Raw genomic sequence first — 20,915 nt, forward strand, 5'->3', positions numbered from 1 at the left:
ATCCATTCAATTAAACTGATCGAAGCATCAATCGTCGTGAACAGATGGATTTACTCGGCAGCAGCCAATCCGGCCATCGAACGGTTCTTCATCAGCTTGTAGTTGACCGAATCCATCAGGGCCTGGAAGGACGCATCGATGATATTGTCCGACACGCCGACCGTGCGCCAGCGCGCGCCGGTCGCGTCTCCGGATTCTATCAGAACGCGGGTGATGGCGGCTGTGCCACCATTGAGGATACGCACCTTGAAGTCCACCAATTCAAGATCCTCGATCTCGGCCTGAAAACGCCCAAGATCCTTACGCAATGCAATATCGAGCGCGTTGACCGGGCCGTGCCCTTCGGCGACCGACATGCGAACCTCGCCATCGACTTCCACCTTGACCACGGCTTCCGAAACGGTCTTCAACATGCCGTTGGCATCGAAACGCCGCTCGACAAGGCAGCGGAAGGATTCGACCTTGAAGAATTCCGGCTGCGGCGTCAGCATATTGCGCGCGAGAAGCTCGAAACTCGCATCCGCGCCTTCATAGGCATAGCCTTCGGCTTCGCGTTCCTTGACCAGTGCGATCAACGTGTCGAGACGGACATCGTCCTTCGCAACGCGGATACCACGGCGTTCCAGTTCGGCGATGAAGTTGGATTTTCCGCCCTGATCCGACACCATAACTCGCCGGCTGTTGCCGACTGTTTCCGGCGGTATATGCTCGTAGGTCTGCGGTTCCTTGAGCAGAGCGGAAGCATGAATTCCGGCTTTGGTCGCAAAAGCGGAAGTGCCGGTATAGGGCGCCTGTTCTGTCGGCGGACGATTCAAAATGTCATCGAAGGCTCGCGAGATCCGCGTGATCCCCTTCAGCGCGGCAGGCTTGATACCCAATTCAAAACGCTCGGCCCAATATGGCTTCAACGCAAGTGTCGGGATCAGCGAAACGAGATTGGCGTTGCCGCAGCGTTCGCCGATACCGTTGAGCGTACCCTGCACGTGGCGAACACCCGCATCGATAGCCGCGAGCGAGACGGCAACCGCCTGCTCGGTATCGTTGTGCGCATGGATGCCAAGGCTTTCACCCGGAACCACAGCGGTCACGGCAGTAACGATTTCGGCCACTTCCGATGGTTGCGTGCCGCCATTCGTATCGCACAGCACAACCCAGCGCGCACCGGCTGAATAGGCCGCCTTGGCACAGGCCAGCGCATATTCAGGATTGGCTTTATATCCATCGAAGAAATGCTCGCAGTCGACCAGTGCTTCCCGTCCTGCCATGCGTGCTGCGGTGACCGAAGCCGTAATTGACTCCAGATTTTCCTCATTGGTGCAGCCCAGCGCAAGACGGACATGATAGTCCCAGCTTTTGGCGACGAAACAGACAGCATCGGCTGAAGCCTGCAGCAGACTGGAAAGACCAGGATCGTTGGATGCCGAGACACCCGCACGCTTCGTCATGCCGAAGGCCACGAACTTGGCGCGTGCAGTCTGGCGACGTTTGAAGAACGCCGTGTCAGTCGGGTTGGCACCCGGATAACCACCCTCCACATAATCGACGCCCAGCTCTTCCAGCAAAGCGACAATCGACTTTTTGTCTTCCACAGAGAAGTCAATGCCGGGTGTCTGCTGTCCGTCCCGCAGCGTAGTGTCGTAGATATAGATGCGTTCGCGCGCCATTTTTGCCTGCCTGTCGGTGGGTATGCGGCCCCCGGTCAACCTTGGTCAACCTTGCTGTTGTGGCCAGCTCTCAGTGTCGTAATCGGGATGTTGATAGGAAATCATCGTTCGTACAAATTCGATGCTCTCCGGATCGCGTTCCGTTGTATAGCCGGGAAGATTAGCGAGCTCGGGCACATAGGGCAGTTGCTTCTCGATACCCCATTGAACCGTCGGCTCAATTTCCTCCGGCGCATCGAAAGCGCCGATAGCAAGCGCGACCCCGTCAGGGGCTTCATAGGTAAGCGGTGTGCCGCATTCAGGACAAAAGCCCCGCTGCACGTGATTGGACGAACGGAATCGCTTCGGCTCGTTGCGCGTCCATTCCAGCTTCGCGTTCTCCACCGACACCAGCGGCGCATAGAAATTGCCGAATGCTTTCTGACACATCCGACAATGGCAGATCGATGCGGAACCCATCGCGCCGTCGACGCGAAAGCGAACCGCACCACACTGGCATCCGCCGGTATAGATTGGTTTGTTATCAAGCGTCATGTCATCCTCCCTACTCCGCAAGCTTGTTAGCCTACCACATCCCAACTGGTTGTGCGTTCGCCCGTTGCCGGGTCCTTGCCATCCTTGAGCTGAACACCTTCGCGAAGCAGTTCATCGCGAATGCGGTCAGCCTCGGCCCAGTTCTTCTCATTGATGAAGCGCAGGCGTTCCGCGATACGTGCTTCGATGGCTTCACCATCCACATCGGCTTTTGCAAAAACCGGAATGTCTTCAGCCGAAACGAAATGCGGATCAAACAGGCCCAGCAGCGCCATGCCCTCGCCCAACCCGGCGACATCGCGCTCTTTGAACGCCTTGCGCAACGCCGTAATCGCCGTCCAGCTATTCAGATCGTCAGACAGGGCTTCGACCACCTCGCCAACGGCGGTCAGTGTTTTCGGCAATGCGAAATCCCTGTCGCGCAGCAAGCCATACCAGCGGTGCAGCTCGTCGGCGGATTCTGCCAGACGCTGTGCCGTCCAGTTGATCGGCTCTCGATAATGCGTCTGTAGCATCGACAGGCGCGCCGCCAGACCGACCCAGCGATCATGTGCATCGACATCATCCCACATACCCAGTTGCGGCAGGCCTTCATTCAGCACATCGCGAATGGTGATGAAGTTGCCGAGCGATTTCGACATCTTCTGCCCTTCGACCTGCAAGAAGCCGTTATGCATCCATATGCTTGCCATCCGCTCGGTGCCGAACGCGCAGCAAGATTGCGCAATTTCGTTTTCATGATGCGGGAAGACCAGATCGATACCGCCGCCATGAATGTCGAACTGGTTCTTCAGCGGATCATCGCATTTGAGCCCTCCGCCAAACGGTTCGAGCAATTTTGCCGTTGCCATTGCCGAGCATTCAATATGCCAGCCCGGCCGACCCAATACCTTGATCCCCGCAGGCGAGGACCAGCCCGGCTCGCCGTCCTTCGACGGTTTCCACAGGACGAAATCCATTTCGTCGCGCTTGTAGGATGCCACGTCGACGCGGGCACCTGCCAGCATCTCGTCCAGCGAGCGGCGGGCAAGAGCGCCGTAGCGCGGCCCCTTCCGTTCGTTCATGGCAGACGGCGAGAAGAGGACATGGTCCTCGGCCACATAGGCCACGCCGAGCTTCACCAGACGATCGATCATCGCGCGCATCTCATCCATATGCTCGGTGGCTCGCGGCTGAACGCTCGGCTGTAGATTGCCCAGCGCGGTTACGTCGGCCTGAAACTGCGCATTGGTGCTTTCGGTCACCCGGCGAATTGCTTCGTTGAACGGCAGGTCTGGGTAATCCCGTACGGCGCGCGCATTAATCTTGTCATCAACATCGGTAATGTTGCGCGCATAGGTAACGTGCTCTGCACCATAGACATGACGCAGCAAACGGAACAGCACGTCGAAAACGATCACCGGTCGAGCGTTGCCTATATGCGCGAAGTCATAAACCGTCGGTCCGCAGACATACATGCGCACATTGTCGGCATCGAGAGGAAAAAACTCCTCCTTCGTGCGGGTCAGCGTGTTGTACAGACGCAGTTGTGGCGCATAAGCCATTGTAAATATTCCCCAAAAAGACCTGTGAAATCAGTGCGCAACTGACCGCAGCCGACAGCCCGGGGCGTTATCATCCAATTTTTATGAAAGGGAGACGAAAACGGCCGGGCCAGCAGGCTGCTAGCCAATAATAATCGCACAAATACAAATGATCGTGGTCGGCGTTTTCATAATTGCACTTATCCTCAGCGGGAGTACGTCCGTCAAGAACTTTCGCTAAGTGCCTGTTCCAAAAGTCACCCTGCCCTGCCGCAAACAGCCGGATCGCTGCGCTTGTTGTATTTTTGCAACCTGCGAGCGCCCTCTCCAGCGTTAACCGGAAAACCGCAAAACCGGCTCCAAACAGCCTTCATTCGGTCTCAATCAATCACAAAATAGTGAGCAGGCATTATCGAAAGGAATGAACAATGTCTAAGAGTGAACTGCAACCCCGCCAAGACCGACTGGTTGATAAATACCGCGAAATCGGGCCTGCCGTGCTAGTTGCAGCATTGCTGAATGCAACACGGCGCAGCAGCGACGGTCGGAACGACAATCGCAGGCGTTCTATTCTCGCCGTCAAAAAGACAGGCTGAATAGGCTGATGTCGTTCAGCGCCGAGCCGTGCGGGCTTGGCGATCAGAGTCGGTGGGTGCGTAACAATTAGCGCCAGTCCAGCAAGACTGGCGGTCACGATCAGAACATCGAGAGCTGCCCGCCATTTCCGTCATCGGGCCCACCATCGGGTTCGGGCCTGCTCTTTCGCTTCGGTGCGGCATGCTCTGAAGGCACTTGTTCCTCGACACGCTCCTGCAAATCGGGCGTCGTGTTTGCCACCTTGTTGACCTTGTCCGATACCGGTATCGCTTCAAAGAAATCATCCTGAGCCGGGCGCATAATATCCGCCACTTCTCGCGGCAGAAACCGCTTGCAATCGAGCCAGCGGGCAAAATCTTCCGGCTGCACGACGACGGGCATCCTTTCATGGATCGGCCGCAACAAGCCGTTGGCGCTTGTCGTCAATATACCTCCGGTATCGATCTGCGATCCGTCCGCGCTGCTCCATGTCTCGATCAGACCACCAAAAGCGACAATGCCGCGTTCACGCGGGCGCACCCAATAGGCTTGAGCCTTATTCTTCCCCTCGCGACGCCACTCGTAGAAGCCCGATGCCGGGATCAAGGCACGTCGGTGGTTCAGGGCGGCGCGAAACGAATTCTTCTCCGCAGCCGTCTCGGAGCGGATATTGAACATGGGTGACCAGTCGTTCGGATCTTTAACCCATGACGGTACAAAACCCCAGCGCACCAGCAACCCGACACGATCCGGCCTGTTACTGCCAGGCGGCGGCGTTTCACCGCCAATAATGGTCAATATGGGCTGAGTTGGAGCAATGTTGTACCGTGGAGGAAAATCCTCTGCGATCAATGCGGCCGCGAAGGCTTCCAGCTCTTCCCGGCTTGCTGTCAATGAAAAACGTCCACACATGGCAGCCATGTTTAGTGTTTTTCCACGCCGGTCAAGGGGTGCTTTTCCATTGCCAACTGGTGTAGTTCTAGCATGATGAAAACTGTTCCCGTATTTCCGATTCCTGCCAAGGTTCACGGTGTTTCGCTGATCTGCCGACGTGCAGGGCGTTTCCTTCTGGTCGAGCGCGGAAAAGAACCGTGGAAAGGCTGGCTTGCTTTTCCGGGTGGAAGTATCGAACCGGGCGAAACACCCGAACAAGCCGCGATCCGTGAACTCAAAGAAGAAACAGCGCTCGATGCAAGGGCGTTATCGCATGTCATAACCGTGGATCTGGCGCTTGAGGGACAAGCATATGACAAGAGCTACTACTTGTCCGTCTTCCGGGTTATGGACGTTTCAGGTCAGGAAATAGCCGGAGACGACGCCGCATCCATCCACTGGCTGTCGATAGAAGAGATGGCTTCGGCAAAGGTGACGGACAGCACCCTCGATGTTGCCCGCACTGTGGCAGAAACTGAGGACGAGAATTCCGATATTAATCCTGTTTAGCGATCTGCCTTGAAGCGGCCCCTATTCCCGGTAATAGCTCATGTTCAGGTGAGAGGTTTTCGATTGAAAAGCATTCCGTTTTTTCGACCGGCTATCTGCTTCTCGATCGCTTTATGGGTCGGGGCGGCGTTCCCGGCTTCCGCTCAGGACGCCCCCTATGAAGGGAAGATGTTGCGGCTCGCCGAAATTCTTGGCTCGCTTCACTATCTGCGCAATCTGTGCGGCGAAGCTGGCAGCGAATGGCGCGATCGGATGGATGCGATTGTGACGGCGGAAAAGCCTTCCGAAGCTGAACGGGTGAGGCTCATTTCGAGCTTCAACCATGGGTATCGCGTGTTCAGCAACAATTACACCCGCTGCACCCCTTCAGCGCTTGCGGCGATTGATCGCTACATGAAGGAAGGCGAGGACTTGTCGAACGAGATCATCTCGCGCTATGGAAATTAACCAATCATTCACTCTTGTGCGGATTGACAGGATTAGTTCCTTCAAATCTGTGATAATCTGTTAACACTGTCTTAAGAAGGCAGACAGCTTGCAAGGTGGTAGAGCTCCCGCAAAACGGTGAGACGCCGACTGTGCAACAGAAAGGCGAAAGCCAGGATGAAGTCTATGGAACATGCACCGGCCGATCTGGACGAAATGATTGCGCGCGAGAAGAAGCTCGTCGCAATCGAATATCACAGCGAGGCCTGGGCTGACGGTATCTCTGAAGGTATCGAACCGGAAATCCTTGCCGAAGCGGCCTTCACCACTGCGCTTACCGAATTGATCCGTGAAGCAGGCGACGATTGTGCGCTGGAACTGATTGAAAAAATGCGCGAACAGATTGTAGCGGGAACCTTCCTGCCACAGCGCATTCTTCAGTAGCATCGATAGAACGCCGGTCGCGGGACCAGACCGGCGCAGCAGTTCCCTCCCGGCGTCCCTCTTCTTGCGCCACATGTCATTCCTGATCTGGAACTCCGCCTCGCTCCGAATTTTATTGGCCGGGATATTCCTGGCCTGTGGCATTGTTTTACCTGCAGCCGCACTGACGGATCAGTCAGACTTTCTGCAACGCCCCGGTGCCCGTGCGGTTGCCGATGAGGGCGATAGTTCTTCCCCCATTCCCCTGCCCGGTGTCCTTCCTCGCGCGGTCCCACGCGTATCACCTGACAATGCGCCCGCTCCGGCGGCATCCTCCAAGCCCATGCCGGAAATCCACCGGGATTTCGACAAGCTGCCAGAACCTGTGCGGTTGACACGCGAGCGCATGCTGCAAGCTGCCCGCTCCGGTGACATCGAACAATTGCGGCCGCTTCTCGGCGTCGAGGACAAGGCCACCCAGTTCTCGCTGGAGGACCACGAGGAGGACGTAGTCGATTTCCTCAAATCGCTCTCAGGCGACGAAGCGGGCCGTGAAGTTCTGGCGATCATCGTCGATCTTCTGGACACAGGCTATGTGCATCTCAATGCAGGCAAGGATAACGAGGTGTATGTCTGGCCCTATTTTTACGCCATGCCTCTCGACAAGCTGACACCACCCCAGATCGTGGAGCTTTTCGAAATCGTCACCGCCGGTGATTTCGAGGATATGAAGAAGGCAGGTGGTTACATCTTCTACAGCATCGGCATCGGGCCGGACGGAAGCTGGCGCTTTTTCACCGCTGGCGAATAGTCAGGCCCCAATACGAACCCGGCTCGGCGGCTCATTGTAGATGCGTTGCCAGACCCGACGAAATTGCCGGGCAGAAGCAAAACCGGCCTGTGTCGCGACATTTTCGATATCAAGCCCGGAATGCAAAAGCATCTCGCGCGCGAGGCTGATCTTGAGCCGGTTGACATAGTCGGTCACCGTCATCCCGGCATACTCATTGAAAAGGCGTGAGAAGTTGCGTGGGCTCGCCCCGCCGATATCCGCCAGTTTTTCCACCGACCATTCCGCCGCCGGATCGTGTGCGATGGCATCCTGCGCGCGATGCACAACCGGATTCATATGGTTTCGCCCCTCAAGCCAGGGCGATAGCTGCGGATCATTGCCGCTGCGCCGCAGATAGACGACCAGATAGCGCGCAACCGCCAGCGCCGTGGCGTGATCGGTCATGCTCGCAACGACGTGCAGCATCAGATCGATGCCTGCGGTGATACCTGCACTCGTCAGCCGCTCGCCATCTTCAACGAAGAGCCTGTTTTCATACACGCGCGCGGCTGGAGCAAGCCGTTCAAGTTCACCAAGCGTCTGGTGGTGCGTGGTACAGGAATAGCCGTCGAGTAGCCCCGCGCGCGCCGCGAGCAGCGCACCGGAACAGATCGTCACCAGCCGCACACCGGGACGCACCGCCCGGCGAAGCCATAGAACGATTTCTTTTTCCAGAACGGCATCAGCGGATCGGTCGATCTCCGCATTTCCGAGCGGAACATCGGCGGCGCCTGAAACAATGACCAATGCACCACTCGGCAACGTCTCCGGCAAAGGCTCCACGCCCGCCACCGGCAGGCCGATGGAGCTGAGCGCGGTTGGGGCAGGCCCAATATAATGAACGTCGAAGCGTACCTCATGCTGTTCAAGATTTGCCTTGCGCAAAACCTCCAGTGGTCCCGCCACGTCGAGCAAAAGCACACGCGGCGGGATGACGACATAAACCGGAACTATCCGGGCAATGTCCACCTGACCACTCATGCAGCCTTCCGTTCTCCGGGCGCTGCAAGCGCCTGTTCCACGGTTACGATACGGGCAAAGCGATTGGCCAGAACAAGCTCGGTGCGAGCCTTGACGTCGGCAGCGCTCCACTCGCGGCCAGTTGCATCCGTCATAGGAAAGGTCAATGTCGCTTCACTGACGAAATCGACATGATAACCAAAATCCGATGCGTGCCGTGTTGTCGTCTCGCAGCATTGCTCGGTGCGAATGCCGGAAACCAGCACGCGACGGATACCGTTGGCAACCAGCCAGACATCAAGCCCGCTTCCGACGAGCGCACTATGGCGACGCTTGCGGAAAACCGCATCCGGTTCAATCGACAGGGGCGAAATCGCCTTTACCAGACCCGACGCTTCCGAGAATGGGCCTTCATTCTCGACATGAAAAATCTGCACCACCGGAATACCGGCGCGCTTGGCGCCATCAATCAACGCCTGCTGGCGCTCGATATAGGCTCCAACCTCTTCGTCCCGATAATAAGGCCGGTGGCGGAATGACTCTTGAGCGTCGACAACCAGCAAAACCGTATCATGAGCGGACATTTTTGTTCTCCTTATCAAAAGACTATAGGGAGACAATACGTTTTGCAACCAAGGTCGAAAGCCATCTTTCTGACAAAGAGCGGACAGATCACGCCAATATTTCTAGGTCAGCGATGTGGCAATGCTTCGAGGAACTCCACCGGCTCGCCCTTGTTCGCGTTCACGATTTCCGCTTCCCACATCACCTTGATACCGCGCACAAAAGTGCCGATCGGCCATCCCGTAACGGTCTTGCCGTGATAGGGCGTCCAGCCAGCTTTCGAACCTGCCTGCTCATGCGTGATCGTTTCGCGGCGCTTCATGTCCACAATGGTCAAATCGGCATCGTAGCCGACCGCGATACGACCCTTGCGGGCCATGCCGAAAATGCGGTTCGGGCCGTGGCTGGAAAGATCGACGAAGCGCTCCAGCGAAAGCCTGCCAGCGTTGATGTGATCCAGCATGATTGGCACCAGCGTCTGCACGCCCGTCATGCCCGACGGGGAAGCCGGATAAGGTTTCTGCTTTTCTTCCAGCGTGTGCGGTGCGTGGTCGGAACCGAGCACATCGACAATCCCCTGATCGATGCCCTTCCACACGCCGTCGCGGTGGCGCTTGTCGCGGACAGGCGGGTTCATCTGGATGAGATTGCCGAGTGTCTTGTAATCGTCTGCCGACAAGGTGAGATGGTGCGGCGTTGCTTCGCACGTCGCGACATCCTTGTGATCTTTCAGGAAGTCGATTTCTTCGGCAGTGGAGATATGCAGCACGTGAATGCGTGCGCCGGTATCGCGGGCAATGCGCACAAGCCGTTCCGTGCACTGAAGCGCTGCAACTTCGTCACGCCAGACCGGATGGCTCGACGGATCGCCCTGCACGCGCAGGCCTTCGCGTTCCTTCAACCGGAACTCGTCTTCGGAGTGGAAGGCGGCGCGGCGGCGCGTGTTCTTCAGGATCGAGCGGACACCGTCATCATCATCCACCAGCAGATCACCGGTGGATGACCCCATGAAAACCTTGATGCCGGCAGCGCCCGGCAGGCGTTCCAGTTCGCCGACGTCCTTCGCATTGTCGCGCGTACCACCGACCCAGAAAGCGAAATCGCAGTGCATACGATGACGGCCACGACGAATCTTATCTTCCAGCGTCTCGGCGGAAGTGGTGAGCGGCTTGGTGTTCGGCATTTCGAAAACGGAGGTCACCCCACCTAGAACAGCGGCGAGTGAACCGGTCTCGAGATCTTCCTTGTGTTCAAGGCCGGGCTCGCGGAAATGGACCTGGCTATCCACCACGCCGGGCAGAATATGCAGGCCCGTGCAGTCGATCACCTCACCTGCAGTATGTGTGGAAAGAGAGCCTATGGCAGCGATGCGACCATTGCGAATACCGATGTCGCGTTGGCCTATACCGTCATGATTGACGATGGTTGCACCCTTCAAAATCGTATCGAATGTTTCGGCCATAGTTGTCTCCTGCCAGATTGATAGGACTTGCGAGCCTTTCCATTGGGGCTTACGTAACGAGGGCGCGAAAGGCAAGGACGAAGCGATGACGACGGCAGATGAAACGGTAAATCTTTCCAACAGGGCATTGGTTCACATCACCGGCGAAGAGGCGGAAAAATTTCTGCAGGCCGTGATTACCACCGACCTCGACAAGCTCGGACCGGACGACCTCAAACCGGGAGCATTGCTCGCTCCACAAGGGAAAATCCTGTTCGACTTCCTCGTTTCACGTATCGAAGGCGGTTTGCGTTTCGACCTTCCGGCAAGCATCGTCGCCGATTTCATCAAGCGGATCACACTCTACAGGCTTCGTGCGAAAGCCGAAATTAAACAAATGCCAGAATCACTTGTCAATGTTTCCTGGCACAATGAATCACATTCTTCACACGATGATTCAATCAAGCGAGACAGCCGCTTTCCGATCGATCTGAACGTGTGTCGGATCTACGGTCAGGTAGATGGCACGACCGACGAGAGTGCATGGACAAAGCTGCGGGCGGAATATGGCATAGCAGAAGGTGAAGCGGATTTCGCGTATAATGACGTCTTCCCGCATGACGTCAATTTCGACCAGACCGGCGGCGTCTCCTTCCCGAAAGGCTGCTTCATCGGACAGGAAGTTGTGTCTCGTATGCAGCATCGCGGCACGGCACGGCGGCGTGTTCTGGTGGCTCGCTCTGAAGGAAACTTGCCTGCGATGGGCACGCCCATTACCGTGGACGGGCGTGAAATCGGCACGATAGGCAGTTCTGCTGGCATGATCGGCATCGCGCTTGTGCGCATCGATCGCGCCAAGGATGCAATAGATGCCGGTAGTCCCATTCTGGCTGGCGAGACGCCTATCGCGCTTAGTTTGCCGCCGCATGTGCGGTTTGGGTTTCCTGCAGCCGAAGCGGGAAATGCCTGATGGCGAGCGCCGACCAATCTTCCGGCAAGACGCGCGCCTGGCAACGCATGTTGTCGGGACGCCGTCTCGACCTACTCGACCCCTCCCCGCTCGATATTGAAATCGAGGATATTGCTCACGGTCTCGCCCGTGTTGCGCGGTGGAATGGTCAGACTGTCGGCGAACACGCATTTTCTGTGGCTCAGCATTCGTTGCTCGTGGACCAGATATTCAACCGGTTGGTGCCCAATGCCAGCATCGAATGGCAGATATTCTCGCTTCTGCACGACGCACCCGAATATGTGATTGGCGACATGATTTCGCCCTTCAAGGCAGTAATGGGCGGCAATTACAAGATGATTGAAACGCGGCTGGAAAATGCAATTCACTTGCGCTTCGCACTGCCGGCAACACTGCCTGCCCAACTCAAGACGCTGATCAAACGCGCCGATCAGATTGCTGCCTTTTTCGAGGCCACGCGGCTTGCCGGTTTTACCGAAACTGAAGCTGTGAAATATTTCGGGCGCCCGCGCGGCTTCGATCCGACAGGACTGGATATTGCACCGCGCCCCACACAAGACGTGCAGACGGACTTCCTCGCGCGGTTCGCAGCATTGGAAAAAGCACGGCAGAACCGATGAGCCGGATCGTCGTGACACCCTTGTCGCAACTGGCAATGCAACTCACATTGCACCAGCCCAGCCGTGTGGTGACGCTTGGAAGCGAGGCCCCAGCGGCTCTGCCTGATGGCTACGATGCCTTCCGTCTGTCGCTGACATTCAACGATATTATCGAATTGCGCGAAGGGTTGATCGCCCCCGACGAAACCCACGTACTGCGGCTTCTGGACTTCGCGAAGAGCTGGCCCATGGATGCGCCGTTGCTCATTCACTGTTATGCTGGCATTTCACGTTCCACGGCTGCGGCTTATATCATCGCTTCAACCTTGAACCCGGCTCTGGATGAAAGCGAACTTGCCGGGATTGTTCGCAGCCTTTCTCCATCGGCAACGCCGAATATCCGGCTTGTTACGCTCGCAGACGAAATTTTGGGGCGACAGGGGCGGATGGTAGCAGCCATACGTGCAATCGGACGCGGCACCGATGCCTTCGAAGGCGAGGTTTTCAGCTTGCCTGTGAAAGATTGATCGCCCGCCCGAGGGCGTTCAAAAAACCACCCCGCGCATCAGGCGGCGTGACAGCACGTGGCTCCCATACATGCCGCATCAAGAAATAGCCCGTCATCTTGAAAGCGTGCTCGATATCGTCATAGGACACTGCACGAACGGCCGTACTGTTGACGAAACCCGGCAGCGGAAGAAGCTTGTCAGCCCAGGGAGCTCCCGCATCACGGCAGACCGCCCGTCCGGATTTCGGAGACACATAGATCAGGTCTTCCTTGACGCCTGTTGCCGCACATTCCTTGAGATCGAGGCCGAAGCCAAGTTCCTCAAGCATCATCACTTCGAAACGCAATACCAGTTCGCCTGAGGCCAGCGGGTCGTCAAAATGTTCGATGATAAGCCGCAATGTCTCATAGAGGCCGCGATGCGGATCGCGTTCGGGCAACAGGCGCAAATGGGAAGCTGCAAGCTGGATACCATATAACGCCACAGGCGTTTCGATGAGGCGGGCGGCAGCAAATTCCAGCGGTTCAATGGTGAAGCTGCCCATATGCTCATCGAGCCGTGCCCACCATGTCACATCCACATGATTGCCCGGCTGCAGCAAAGGCTGCATGCGGCGGGAACGCCCGCCGCGCACCATACCCATATGGCGGCCATGCTCACGGGTCATCACTTCCACGATGGCGCTTGTCTCGCCATGGCGTCGTGTCCCGAGAATTATGCCTTCATCGCGCCATTCCATGGCCGCCAGCTTTATGAGTTAGGTTGGAAAATCAAGGCCCATTTCGCGATAGCGTTCCGGGTCGTTGCCCCAGTTTTCCCGCACTTTCACGAAAAGGAAGAGATGAACCGTCTGTTCCAGTATCTCGGAGATTTCCTTGCGTGCCGATTGCCCGATTGCCTTGATCGTCTCGCCCTTGTGGCCAAGCACGATCTTCTTCTGGCTTTCGCGCTCCACATAGATCACCTGCTCAATGCGGACGGATCCATCCTTGCGCTCTTCCCAGCGTTCGGTTTCCACAGTGGACGAGTAAGGTAGTTCCTCATGCAGGCGCAGATAGAGCTTTTCACGCGTAATTTCGGCTGCAAGCTGCCGCATCGGCATGTCGGAAATCTGGTCTTCCGGATAATACCAAGGGCCGTTCGGCACGTTCTCCGCGAGATATTTCGCGAGATCCTTGCAGCCCGATCCGTTCAGCGCCGAGATCATGAAAGTCTGGTCGAAAGCGACCAGCTCATTGGCCTTGCGGGCAAGGTCCAGCAAAACCGGCGGATCGACGCGGTCGACCTTGTTGAGCACCAAAACCTTCTTCTGGCGCACATCCTTCATGCTCGCGAGCAGCGCTTCGGCGTTCTCGTTCAGACCGCCTTGCGAATCGAGAAGAACGAGAATGATGTCGGCATCCTTCGCACCACCCCAGGCCGTCGTGACCATGGCACGGTCGAGCCTGCGCTTCGGCCGGAAAATGCCGGGCGTGTCGACCAGGACGATCTGCGCCTGACCTTCGATGAATATGCCGCGCACGAGCGCGCGTGTCGTCTGCACCTTGTGCGTGACGATAGAAACCTTGGTTCCCACAATCTGGTTGACCAGCGTGGATTTCCCCGCATTCGGCGCCCCTATCAGCGCCACGAAGCCGGAACGGGTCTGTTGCCCTGCTTCGTTTTCGCCGTCAGCCGGCGTCGTCCGATTGTTCATTCTTTATCCTTCCAGACGATATTTCCTTGCAGAATGCGGCCGTCCCCTAAGCACGACATTCCAGATACGGCGAAACCGCTGATAAAAGCGGCATAGCGTATTTGATTGATTATAACCGATCTCGATCTAAAAAACGCCAACTCTTGCATCAAGCGGAATCGTCACGCTTCCAAATGCCTTCGCGATAAAGCATCGCTTCCGCCGCGTTCTGTTCGGCTATCCGTTTCGAACGCCCCTCGCCCGTTTCCGAAGTAAAGCCCTTGACCGTCACCTCCACTGTAAACAGCGGGTCGTGGTCTGGACCGGTACGGCTGACGATGGTGTAGGAAGGGTGCACATTGCCCTGCTGGTGTGCCCATTCCTGCAGTTCGGTCTTGGCATCGCGGCGAGCCGCGCCCGTTTGCAGAGACCGCTTTTCCCAGTAACGCTTGACGAAGGGCCGTACGGATTCAAGCCCGCCATCGAGATAGATCGTGGCGATCAGCGCCTCGACGACATCGGCGCGCACATTCAAAAGGCGCTTGTCATTCAGTGATTTGATATCGGAACCGGTATGAATGAGATCGGCAAGCCCGATCTCGTCGGCAATCGCCGCACAGGTTTCTGCATTCACCAACGCGTTGAGACGAACAGACAGTTCACCTTCGGATGCTTCCGGAAACGCGTCGAACAACATTTCCGCGACGGTCAGTCCCAGAACGCGGTCGCCGAGAAATTCGAGACGTTCATAATTTGCGCGCGATGGCGCCTGCACACTTGAGTGGGTGAGCGCACGATCCAGCCGTTTCAAATTGAGAAAACGGTGTCCGGTGCGCTCCTCCAGAATTGCTGCTGCCTGATTTGCCGAAGCCATTTCAGTTTCCGGTTACGGCTGTGTGCGGCACGGCATTGACTGAGCTGAACAGACGGCCAAAGCGCACTTCGGTCGGCCATTTCCAGATTTCCAGCGGGCTTGCCTTGTCGGCAATGGAGAAGAAGATGATGTTCGCGCGCCCGACCAGATTTTCAAACGGCACGTAACCAACGCCGAAGCGGCTATCGAGCGAGTTGTCGCGATTGTCGCCCATCATGAAATAATGACCGGCGGGAACCTCGAAAACGCGTGTATCATCGCCGATGGAGTTCGGTGCGAGATCAAGCGTGTCGTAGGTCACGCCATCCGGCAAGGTCTCGCGATAGACTTCAACGGGGCGATTCACTTCCGTCACATCGGGATTGTCGATCGTGCCGACACGGTCGCGCTTGACAGCCTGATCGTTGATGTAGAGCACGCCGCCGCGCATCTGAACGCGGTCGCCCGGCAGACCGATTACACGCTTGATGTAGTCGACGGAAGGGTCGCTTGGCAGCTTGAACACCACGACGTCACCGCGCTTCGGCTCCGCACTCCAGATGCGCCCTGAAAACAGATCCAGTCCGAACGGCAGCGAGTAGCGCGAATAGCCATAGGCATATTTCGAAACGAACAGATAATCGCCTTCCAGAAGTGTCGGCCGCATGGAGCCCGACGGTATGCTGAACGGCTGGAAAAGAAGGGTGCGGATGACCAGTGCCAGCAGCAGCGCCTGCACGATAACGCTGATGGTTTCGCCAAGGCCGCCGGATTTTTTTGTCTCACTCTTGCTGGACACGCTCATTGTATCTCCGCTTCCGATAACGCGATCTAATAACGACTATGAATGCATGACGCAATCAGCACGCCGGCAGAACACCGGTTTGTCGCACGATTATGAGCAGGAGTTTACCTCTCACAATCACAATTTTTCCGTCTCAGGCAGGGCCTCGATGATTACGAATGCCTGCGCGAGAGGAAAATCATCGGTAATTGTCAGATGTATGGCGGCGCGAGTTCCGGCGGGCAAGAGTTTCTGGAGCTGCTTCGCAGCGCCGCCAGTCAATTGCATGGTAGGCTTTCCGGAAGGGGCATTGACCACGCCCATATCCCGCCAGAAAACGCCCTGGGCGATACCGGTTCCAAGCGCCTTCGCACAGGCTTCCTTGGCCGCGAAGCGTTTTGCATAAGATGCAGCGCGCTGTTTGCGCCCTTCTGATTTCTTCTGCTCTATCTCTGTGAAGACCCTGTCGCGGAAACGGTCACCATGTCGCTCAAGAGTGCTTTCGACACGGCGAATATCGATGAGGTCGCTGCCTATACCGACAATCATACTTTCTGAAACTCCTGCTCGCGGTGCAGGCGATGCTTTTCCGCAAGGCGCTCGATACGACGGCGACGGAAAGCCGAAACAGCAAACCGGGTGACGAAATAGACCACGACAGCGAATGCAGCGCCCAGAATCGTCGAACCGAACAGCATCGGCTTCAGAAGCGGTGTCCAGATTTCATCGAAATGCATGGTTTCGAGCGCTCGACCGAAATGGACCGGCGGAGCGCTATCGATACTGCCATTCATGATGAAACGGCCAAGCTCAAACGTGCTGCCCCAGATGAATGGCAGGGTCAGCGGATTGGCAAGCGTCGTGCCGAGCGCTGCGGCTGCGATATTCCCTGCAAGGAAATAGGCAAGCACGATTGCGATGATAAGATGGAAGCCGAAGAAAGGTGTAAACGCCGAAAACACGCCGACGGCGAGACCTGCTGCGACGGCATGAGGCGAGGCAGTGATGCGCAGAATCCGCTTTCCACCGTACCGGAAGGAACGGGAGAAGGAGCGGCGCGGCCAGACCAGAAGCCTTAAACGCTCTTTTCTGGTCGGAGGATTACGGCGTTGAAACAGCATGCGCTTCTATTAATGCTCTCCCATCGCGGAGACAATTGTTATTATTCGGCCAAAACTGCGGCGCTATCGCTGCGTTCGAAAGGAACAGTGTCCAGCCTCGGCAAATAAAACCGCGGCGAAACACCGAGCATCCTGCGGAACATCGTCGTGAAAGCGGAAACGCTGTCATAACCCAGATCCAGTGCAACGCTCGTCACCGCCTCCCCTTCCGTAAGCCGGGGAACCGCAGCGAACAGACATGCCTGCTGGCGCCAGACTGAAAGGCTGACGCCGGTTTCCCGCTGGAAATGCCGGGTAAATGAACGTCGGCTCATTGCCATCCTGTCCGCCCAGTCATCAATTGTGGCGCGCGAAGAAGGCTTTTTCACGAATTCACGGCATAGTTTCTGCAAACGCGGATCGGACGGAAAAGGCAGGCCCAGAGAACGCTGCGGCAACGTATGAAGGTCACGCAGTATGAGCTCGATCACCAGCGCATCGCGACTGTCAGGTTCAGGCGTACTGTCCTGCGCCGTCGCATCAGTTATGAGGCATCGCATGAGATCGGTAAGCCCGACCACGTGGAGATAATCCGGCACGCCCGAGACGGCATCGACGCAGATATAGATCGACCGCATGTAGACTTCGCCGAGGATTTCGACTGAATGCTCCACACCTGCCGGTATCCACATGGCGTGGTCACTTGGAATCATCCAGCGTCCGGCATCCGTCGTTACCAGAACCACGCCTTGCGAGGCACAGAGAAGCTGTGCCCGGCTGTGGCGATGGCGCGGCACGAAATAGCCGTCCGGGTAGCGCGTCGGCAGGGCAATCACCGGCCCGCTCATGCCTTCCAGCATGGCGATCCGCTGCTCGTGGAACTTCTGCAGTTCCTCGCTTCCCGGCAATAAAAGCCCCGGTGGAGACTTCGGTTTCATTGCAGTCCCGACCTCTGTTTTGGCCCACTCTCGAAACTATTGGACCAAAACACGAAAGCGGGCGAGAGGCAATAGTCCTATTAATGACTTGCTGAGAATGGGTCGCGACATTCGCTGGCGGAATGAATTTGACGTCTGAGGAGTGCAACTGCCTGTCCAGACGCCAAATTCGCAAATTTTCGCCAGTTTCTCATCAACACCCCGCAATTTCCCTGAGTGTCCTATTTCCTGTAGTCAGATAATATCTGCAGGAAATGCGCCTGAAGACCGGCTTTCATCTTCGGAGTAGTAGTATGAGCATGAGTGCTGCACAGCAGCCATCAAACAGCGGCGCCGACAATACTGTCCTCGCCATCATTCTGGCCACAAGCATGGGCCATTTCCTGAACGACATGATGCAGTCGCTCCTTCCGGCCATCTATCCGATGCTGAAGGACAACTACAGCCTGTCATTCTGGCAGATCGGCCTTCTGACATTCACCTTCCAGATGACGGCATCGATCCTGCAGCCGCTCGTGGGTATCTATACCGACCGCAAGCCAATGCCTTATTCCCTGCCTTTTGGCATGGGGTGCACGCTTGTCGGACTCGTCTTTCTGGCGACAGCGCATCACTATTCGATCCTGCTTCTGGGTGCAGCCTTTGTTGGCTTCGGCTCGTCCGTCTTCCATCCAGAAGCTGCCCGTGTGGCACGCCTTGCCTCCGGCGGACGTCATGGTTTTGCGCAATCCCTGTTTCAGGTAGGCGGCAATTTCGGCTCGTCGATCGGCCCGCTTCTGGCAGCCTTCATCGTTCTGCCTTTCGGCCAGATCAGCGTGTCGTGGTTCTCTGTCGCCGCGCTCATCGGCATGATGCTGCTCTGGTATGTCAGCAACTGGTATAATCGCTACCGGATTGCCAATGCCAGCAAGGCGAAGCCCGACAAGACCCTGCCGCTTCCGCGCAACAAGGTTCTGGTGTCCGTTGGCGTTCTAGCGATGCTGGTTTTCACCAAGTACATCTATATGGCCAGCCTGACGAGCTACTACACCTTCTACACCATCAGCCATTTTGGTGTGACGGTGCAGGCATCGCAGCTTCTTCTATTCCTGTTCCTCGGTGCAGTAGCTGCGGGAACGATCATCGGTGGTCCGATCGGCGACAAGATCGGCGCGCGCAAGGTGATCTGGGCATCGATCCTCGGCGTCCTACCGTTCACGCTTGCCCTGCCCTATGCAAACCTCGAAATGACGGCGATCCTGACGGTGATCATCGGCCTGATCCTCGCCTCGGCCTTCCCGGCAATCGTGGTGTTCGCTCAGGAGCTGCTGCCGGGACGTGTCGGCATGGTGTCGGGCCTGTTCTTCGGCTTTGCTTTCGGCATGGCCGGTATCGCTGCTGCCGTCCTCGGTATTGTGGCCGATAACAAGGGCATCGAGTATGTTTACAACATCTGCTCGTATCTGCCCCTGCTCGGCCTGCTGACGATTTTCCTGCCCAAGCTGGAAAAGAACCGCAAGGCCTGACCCTTTACCAAAAACATAGCCCGAAAAGCGTTCGACGCTCTTTGGGCTATCTTCAAAACAGTGGAGCACCGCACGTCCCCCAACGGCGGTGCTCCCATGCTACTGACCTTTTGACGGCCCGGTGCAGCAGCATTTTCTTGATAGAGCATCTTCCGCCCTACCTCTTTGTTCCAACGCAAGTTCAGACGGCGAAACTGAAGCCGTGCATGGTCTCCCTGCGAAATTCATCGAAAGCAGCCGCAACCAGACGGATCAGCGGTTTGCCATCGCTTGTTGCGCTGATGACGCCGCTGCGTACTTCCACCAGTCCGTCAGCCACCAGAGGGCGCAGCAAGGCCAGCTCGTCAGAAAACTCCACGCCCGGCGCCGTGGTGTTCAGATCGACCCGGAAGTTGCACATCAACGCCGTGATGATACCGGCACGGATACGGTCGCTTTCGCGCATGGCATAGCCGCGAACCGTTGCAAGGTCGCCCGCTTCGGCCCGTTTGGCGTATTGCTTCACATCCGAGATATTCTGGGCATAACCGCCAGGAAACTGCGAAATCGATGACGGTCCAAGACCGATCAGCGTCTGGCAGCGATCATCCGTATAGCCCTGGAAATTACGGTGCAGCGTTCCTTTGCGCGATGCGATAGCCAGGCTGTCATCCGGCAATGCGTAGTGATCGATTCCCACCGGCTCGTAACCGAAACCGATGAAGCTATCCGCAACCACACGCGCCTGTGCAAAGCGTTCATCGGCATCGGGCAAAAGGCTTTCATCGATCAGACGCTGATTGGCGCGCCGCTGAGGAAGATGCGCATAGCCGTAGCAGGCGACGCGGTCAGGCTTGAGTACCGCAACCTTTTCGCAAGTCTCGCGCAGTGTCTCGACGGTCTGCAACGGCAGGCCGTAGATGAGATCGAAGTTGAGACGATTAATACCGACTTCCCGCAGAAGGCTGGCAGCCTTGGCAACCGTTTCTATCGGCTGAATACGGCCGATGGCTTTCTGAACTTCGGCGTCGACATCCTGTACGCCAAGGCTGGCACGATTGACGCCCATGAGTGAAAGCGCACGCACCAGCTCCGGCGTGACGGTGCGCGGGTCAAGCTCGATGGCATGTTCCATCTCAGGCGTAAAATCGAATGCAACCCGCAGCGCTGCCAAAATGCTCGTGAACTGGCGTGGGCTCAAAATGGAGGGCGTCCCCCCGCCCCAATGAAGATGGACCACGCTGGGCCGCGCAGTCAGACTCTTGCTGACAGTTTCGATTTCGCTGAGCAAAGCGGTACAGAAATTCTCGACCACATCATTGCGGACTGCCATTTTGGCATGACAACCGCAGTAATGGCAGAGCTGCCGACAGTAAGGCACATGGATATAAAGGGAGACACTTTCTTTCGGCCCGATCTGGCGCAGCCAGCGATGCGTCGTCTCCGCCCCCACCGGCATGAAATCCGCAGCCGTCGGGAAAGACGTATATCTCGGTACAGCCAGCGCGGCGTAGCGTCTTATCGCTTCTTCATGCATAGTACGTCCACCTTAAGCGTTTGGCGCTCTGGTGAAGCCCTGCCGGAGATACGCGCACCGGAACCGGGGCGACATTCTGC

General features: G+C 57.0%; 24 protein-coding genes. 9 read left to right on the forward strand and 15 right to left on the reverse strand.

The window, feature by feature from the left end; genetic code table 11:
- Nucleotides 1-50: 50 nt before the first annotated feature.
- Genes cimA through cysS form a run of 3 tightly spaced genes read right to left on the reverse strand, consistent with a single transcriptional unit; the run spans nt 51 to nt 3,742 of the window.
- Nucleotides 51-1,664 carry a citramalate synthase gene (gene cimA, locus ACYSN1_RS03390; RefSeq protein ID WP_109987983.1) on the reverse strand — a complete coding sequence of 538 codons (1,614 nt, stop codon included), beginning with the start codon at nt 1,662-1,664 and terminating at the stop codon, nt 51-53.
- A 45-nt stretch (nt 1,665-1,709) separates the two neighbouring features.
- The gene (locus ACYSN1_RS03395; protein WP_461724390.1) at nt 1,710-2,198 is read right to left on the reverse strand and encodes a GFA family protein; all 489 of its coding nucleotides are present in this window, start codon (nt 2,196-2,198) and stop codon (nt 1,710-1,712) included.
- A 26-nt stretch (nt 2,199-2,224) separates the two neighbouring features.
- A complete protein-coding gene (gene cysS / locus ACYSN1_RS03400; protein WP_461724391.1) occupies nt 2,225-3,742 on the reverse strand; it encodes a cysteine--tRNA ligase in 1,518 nt (505 codons plus the stop codon).
- A 407-nt stretch (nt 3,743-4,149) separates the two neighbouring features.
- On the opposite strand from cysS, the gene ACYSN1_RS03405 reads away from it, so the two are divergent.
- Nucleotides 4,150-4,317 carry a hypothetical protein gene (locus tag ACYSN1_RS03405; RefSeq protein WP_010661656.1) on the forward strand — a complete coding sequence of 56 codons (168 nt, stop codon included), beginning with the start codon at nt 4,150-4,152 and terminating at the stop codon, nt 4,315-4,317.
- A 100-nt stretch (nt 4,318-4,417) separates the two neighbouring features.
- On the opposite strand, the gene ACYSN1_RS03410 is transcribed toward ACYSN1_RS03405, so the two are convergent.
- Nucleotides 4,418-5,209 carry an SOS response-associated peptidase gene (locus ACYSN1_RS03410; RefSeq protein WP_461725263.1) on the reverse strand — a complete coding sequence of 264 codons (792 nt, stop codon included), beginning with the start codon at nt 5,207-5,209 and terminating at the stop codon, nt 4,418-4,420.
- Between the two features lie 75 nt (nt 5,210-5,284).
- Between ACYSN1_RS03410 and ACYSN1_RS03415 the strand changes: the two genes are divergently transcribed.
- The 4 genes from ACYSN1_RS03415 to ACYSN1_RS03430 all read left to right on the forward strand — a co-directional run bounded on the left by ACYSN1_RS03415 (nt 5,285) and on the right by ACYSN1_RS03430 (nt 7,400).
- Nucleotides 5,285-5,740, forward strand: a complete 456-nt coding sequence (locus tag ACYSN1_RS03415) for an NUDIX hydrolase (protein WP_461725264.1) — start codon at nt 5,285-5,287, stop codon at nt 5,738-5,740.
- A 72-nt stretch (nt 5,741-5,812) separates the two neighbouring features.
- A complete protein-coding gene (locus ACYSN1_RS03420) occupies nt 5,813-6,187 on the forward strand; it encodes a TIGR02301 family protein (RefSeq protein ID WP_461725265.1) in 375 nt (124 codons plus the stop codon).
- Between the two features lie 165 nt (nt 6,188-6,352).
- Nucleotides 6,353-6,610 carry a hypothetical protein gene (locus ACYSN1_RS03425; RefSeq protein ID WP_461724392.1) on the forward strand — a complete coding sequence of 86 codons (258 nt, stop codon included), beginning with the start codon at nt 6,353-6,355 and terminating at the stop codon, nt 6,608-6,610.
- Between the two features lie 73 nt (nt 6,611-6,683).
- Complete coding sequence (locus tag ACYSN1_RS03430; RefSeq protein WP_461725266.1) at nt 6,684-7,400, forward strand: hypothetical protein; 717 nt, start codon at nt 6,684-6,686, stop codon at nt 7,398-7,400.
- Here the strand turns inward: ACYSN1_RS03430 and ACYSN1_RS03435 are convergent, their stop codons facing one another.
- The 3 genes from ACYSN1_RS03435 to ACYSN1_RS03445 all read right to left on the reverse strand — a co-directional run bounded on the left by ACYSN1_RS03435 (nt 7,401) and on the right by ACYSN1_RS03445 (nt 10,407).
- Entirely contained in the window at nt 7,401-8,402 is a 1,002-nt protein-coding gene (locus ACYSN1_RS03435) for a GlxA family transcriptional regulator (protein ID WP_461724393.1), read from the reverse strand. It lies immediately after the preceding gene.
- Nucleotides 8,399-8,965, reverse strand: a complete 567-nt coding sequence (locus ACYSN1_RS03440; RefSeq protein ID WP_461724394.1) for an isochorismatase family protein — start codon at nt 8,963-8,965, stop codon at nt 8,399-8,401. The genes ACYSN1_RS03435 and ACYSN1_RS03440 overlap by 4 nt, the downstream gene beginning before the upstream one ends.
- Before the next feature lie 107 nt (nt 8,966-9,072).
- Nucleotides 9,073-10,407, reverse strand: coding sequence for a dihydroorotase (locus tag ACYSN1_RS03445; protein ID WP_461724395.1), 1,335 nt, complete (start codon nt 10,405-10,407; stop codon nt 9,073-9,075).
- A gap of 85 nt (nt 10,408-10,492) precedes the next feature.
- On the opposite strand from ACYSN1_RS03445, the gene ygfZ reads away from it, so the two are divergent.
- Genes ygfZ through ACYSN1_RS03460 form a run of 3 tightly spaced genes read left to right on the forward strand, consistent with a single transcriptional unit; the run spans nt 10,493 to nt 12,482 of the window.
- Nucleotides 10,493-11,356: a CAF17-like 4Fe-4S cluster assembly/insertion protein YgfZ gene (ygfZ, locus tag ACYSN1_RS03450; protein ID WP_461724396.1), complete on the forward strand. Its 864-nt coding sequence runs from the start codon at nt 10,493-10,495 to the stop codon at nt 11,354-11,356.
- Nucleotides 11,356-11,976: a YfbR-like 5'-deoxynucleotidase gene (locus tag ACYSN1_RS03455; protein ID WP_461724397.1), complete on the forward strand. Its 621-nt coding sequence runs from the start codon at nt 11,356-11,358 to the stop codon at nt 11,974-11,976. Before ygfZ ends, ACYSN1_RS03455 begins: the two co-directional genes overlap by 1 nt.
- Nucleotides 11,973-12,482 carry a tyrosine phosphatase family protein gene (locus ACYSN1_RS03460; RefSeq protein ID WP_461724398.1) on the forward strand — a complete coding sequence of 170 codons (510 nt, stop codon included), beginning with the start codon at nt 11,973-11,975 and terminating at the stop codon, nt 12,480-12,482. Before ACYSN1_RS03455 ends, ACYSN1_RS03460 begins: the two co-directional genes overlap by 4 nt.
- Here the strand turns inward: ACYSN1_RS03460 and recO are convergent.
- From recO to ACYSN1_RS03495, 7 genes are all read right to left on the reverse strand, one after another.
- A complete protein-coding gene (gene recO / locus ACYSN1_RS03465) occupies nt 12,460-13,203 on the reverse strand; it encodes a DNA repair protein RecO (protein ID WP_461724399.1) in 744 nt (247 codons plus the stop codon). The two genes, ACYSN1_RS03460 and recO, sit on opposite strands and share 23 nt — an antisense overlap.
- 18 nt (nt 13,204-13,221) lie before the next feature.
- Nucleotides 13,222-14,160, reverse strand: coding sequence for a GTPase Era (era, locus tag ACYSN1_RS03470; RefSeq protein ID WP_461724400.1), 939 nt, complete (start codon nt 14,158-14,160; stop codon nt 13,222-13,224).
- 148 nt (nt 14,161-14,308) lie between these two features.
- Complete coding sequence (gene rnc / locus ACYSN1_RS03475) at nt 14,309-15,013, reverse strand: ribonuclease III (RefSeq protein WP_461724401.1); 705 nt, start codon at nt 15,011-15,013, stop codon at nt 14,309-14,311.
- A gap of 1 nt (nt 15,014) precedes the next feature.
- Nucleotides 15,015-15,797 (reverse strand): signal peptidase I, encoded by a 783-nt coding sequence (gene lepB / locus ACYSN1_RS03480; RefSeq protein ID WP_461724402.1) that lies wholly within the window; start codon nt 15,795-15,797, stop codon nt 15,015-15,017.
- A 117-nt stretch (nt 15,798-15,914) separates the two neighbouring features.
- Entirely contained in the window at nt 15,915-16,325 is a 411-nt protein-coding gene (acpS, locus tag ACYSN1_RS03485; RefSeq protein WP_461724403.1) for a holo-ACP synthase, read from the reverse strand.
- Nucleotides 16,322-16,897 carry a type IV secretion system effector BspA gene (bspA, locus tag ACYSN1_RS03490; protein WP_461724404.1) on the reverse strand — a complete coding sequence of 192 codons (576 nt, stop codon included), beginning with the start codon at nt 16,895-16,897 and terminating at the stop codon, nt 16,322-16,324. The genes acpS and bspA overlap by 4 nt, the downstream gene beginning before the upstream one ends.
- Nucleotides 16,898-16,938: 41 nt before the next feature.
- On the reverse strand, nt 16,939-17,784 hold the full coding sequence (locus ACYSN1_RS03495) for an AraC family transcriptional regulator (RefSeq protein WP_461725267.1): 846 nt from the start codon (nt 17,782-17,784) through the stop codon (nt 16,939-16,941).
- A 323-nt stretch (nt 17,785-18,107) separates the two neighbouring features.
- Here ACYSN1_RS03495 and ACYSN1_RS03500 point away from each other — a divergent pair, with 323 nt between their 5' ends.
- Nucleotides 18,108-19,319, forward strand: coding sequence for an MFS transporter (locus ACYSN1_RS03500; protein WP_461724405.1), 1,212 nt, complete (start codon nt 18,108-18,110; stop codon nt 19,317-19,319).
- A 181-nt stretch (nt 19,320-19,500) separates the two neighbouring features.
- On the opposite strand, the gene hemN is transcribed toward ACYSN1_RS03500, so the two are convergent.
- Nucleotides 19,501-20,835, reverse strand: coding sequence for an oxygen-independent coproporphyrinogen III oxidase (gene hemN, locus ACYSN1_RS03505; protein WP_461724406.1), 1,335 nt, complete (start codon nt 20,833-20,835; stop codon nt 19,501-19,503).
- Between the last annotated feature and the right edge of the window lie 80 nt (nt 20,836-20,915).

This window comes from Brucella sp. LJL56 (assembly GCF_054871705.1).

Coding starts and splice junctions, on each gene's coding strand:
- cimA (WP_109987983.1), bottom strand. CDS start 1,664: ATGGCGCGCGAACGCATCTATATCTACGACACTACGCTGCGGGACGGA.
- ACYSN1_RS03395 (WP_461724390.1), bottom strand. CDS start 2,198: ATGACGCTTGATAACAAACCAATCTATACCGGCGGATGCCAGTGTGGT.
- cysS (WP_461724391.1), bottom strand. CDS start 3,742: ATGGCTTATGCGCCACAACTGCGTCTGTACAACACGCTGACCCGCACG.
- ACYSN1_RS03405 (WP_010661656.1), top strand. CDS start 4,150: ATGTCTAAGAGTGAACTGCAACCCCGCCAAGACCGACTGGTTGATAAA.
- ACYSN1_RS03410 (WP_461725263.1), bottom strand. CDS start 5,209: ATGTGTGGACGTTTTTCATTGACAGCAAGCCGGGAAGAGCTGGAAGCC.
- ACYSN1_RS03415 (WP_461725264.1), top strand. CDS start 5,285: ATGAAAACTGTTCCCGTATTTCCGATTCCTGCCAAGGTTCACGGTGTT.
- ACYSN1_RS03425 (WP_461724392.1), top strand. CDS start 6,353: ATGGAACATGCACCGGCCGATCTGGACGAAATGATTGCGCGCGAGAAG.
- ACYSN1_RS03430 (WP_461725266.1), top strand. CDS start 6,684: ATGTCATTCCTGATCTGGAACTCCGCCTCGCTCCGAATTTTATTGGCC.
- ACYSN1_RS03435 (WP_461724393.1), bottom strand. CDS start 8,402: ATGAGTGGTCAGGTGGACATTGCCCGGATAGTTCCGGTTTATGTCGTC.
- ACYSN1_RS03440 (WP_461724394.1), bottom strand. CDS start 8,965: ATGTCCGCTCATGATACGGTTTTGCTGGTTGTCGACGCTCAAGAGTCA.
- ACYSN1_RS03445 (WP_461724395.1), bottom strand. CDS start 10,407: ATGGCCGAAACATTCGATACGATTTTGAAGGGTGCAACCATCGTCAAT.
- ygfZ (WP_461724396.1), top strand. CDS start 10,493: ATGACGACGGCAGATGAAACGGTAAATCTTTCCAACAGGGCATTGGTT.
- ACYSN1_RS03455 (WP_461724397.1), top strand. CDS start 11,356: ATGGCGAGCGCCGACCAATCTTCCGGCAAGACGCGCGCCTGGCAACGC.
- ACYSN1_RS03460 (WP_461724398.1), top strand. CDS start 11,973: ATGAGCCGGATCGTCGTGACACCCTTGTCGCAACTGGCAATGCAACTC.
- recO (WP_461724399.1), bottom strand. CDS start 13,203: ATGGAATGGCGCGATGAAGGCATAATTCTCGGGACACGACGCCATGGC.
- era (WP_461724400.1), bottom strand. CDS start 14,160: ATGAACAATCGGACGACGCCGGCTGACGGCGAAAACGAAGCAGGGCAA.
- rnc (WP_461724401.1), bottom strand. CDS start 15,013: ATGGCTTCGGCAAATCAGGCAGCAGCAATTCTGGAGGAGCGCACCGGA.
- lepB (WP_461724402.1), bottom strand. CDS start 15,797: ATGAGCGTGTCCAGCAAGAGTGAGACAAAAAAATCCGGCGGCCTTGGC.
- acpS (WP_461724403.1), bottom strand. CDS start 16,325: ATGATTGTCGGTATAGGCAGCGACCTCATCGATATTCGCCGTGTCGAA.
- bspA (WP_461724404.1), bottom strand. CDS start 16,897: ATGCTGTTTCAACGCCGTAATCCTCCGACCAGAAAAGAGCGTTTAAGG.
- ACYSN1_RS03500 (WP_461724405.1), top strand. CDS start 18,108: ATGAGCATGAGTGCTGCACAGCAGCCATCAAACAGCGGCGCCGACAAT.
- hemN (WP_461724406.1), bottom strand. CDS start 20,835: ATGCATGAAGAAGCGATAAGACGCTACGCCGCGCTGGCTGTACCGAGA.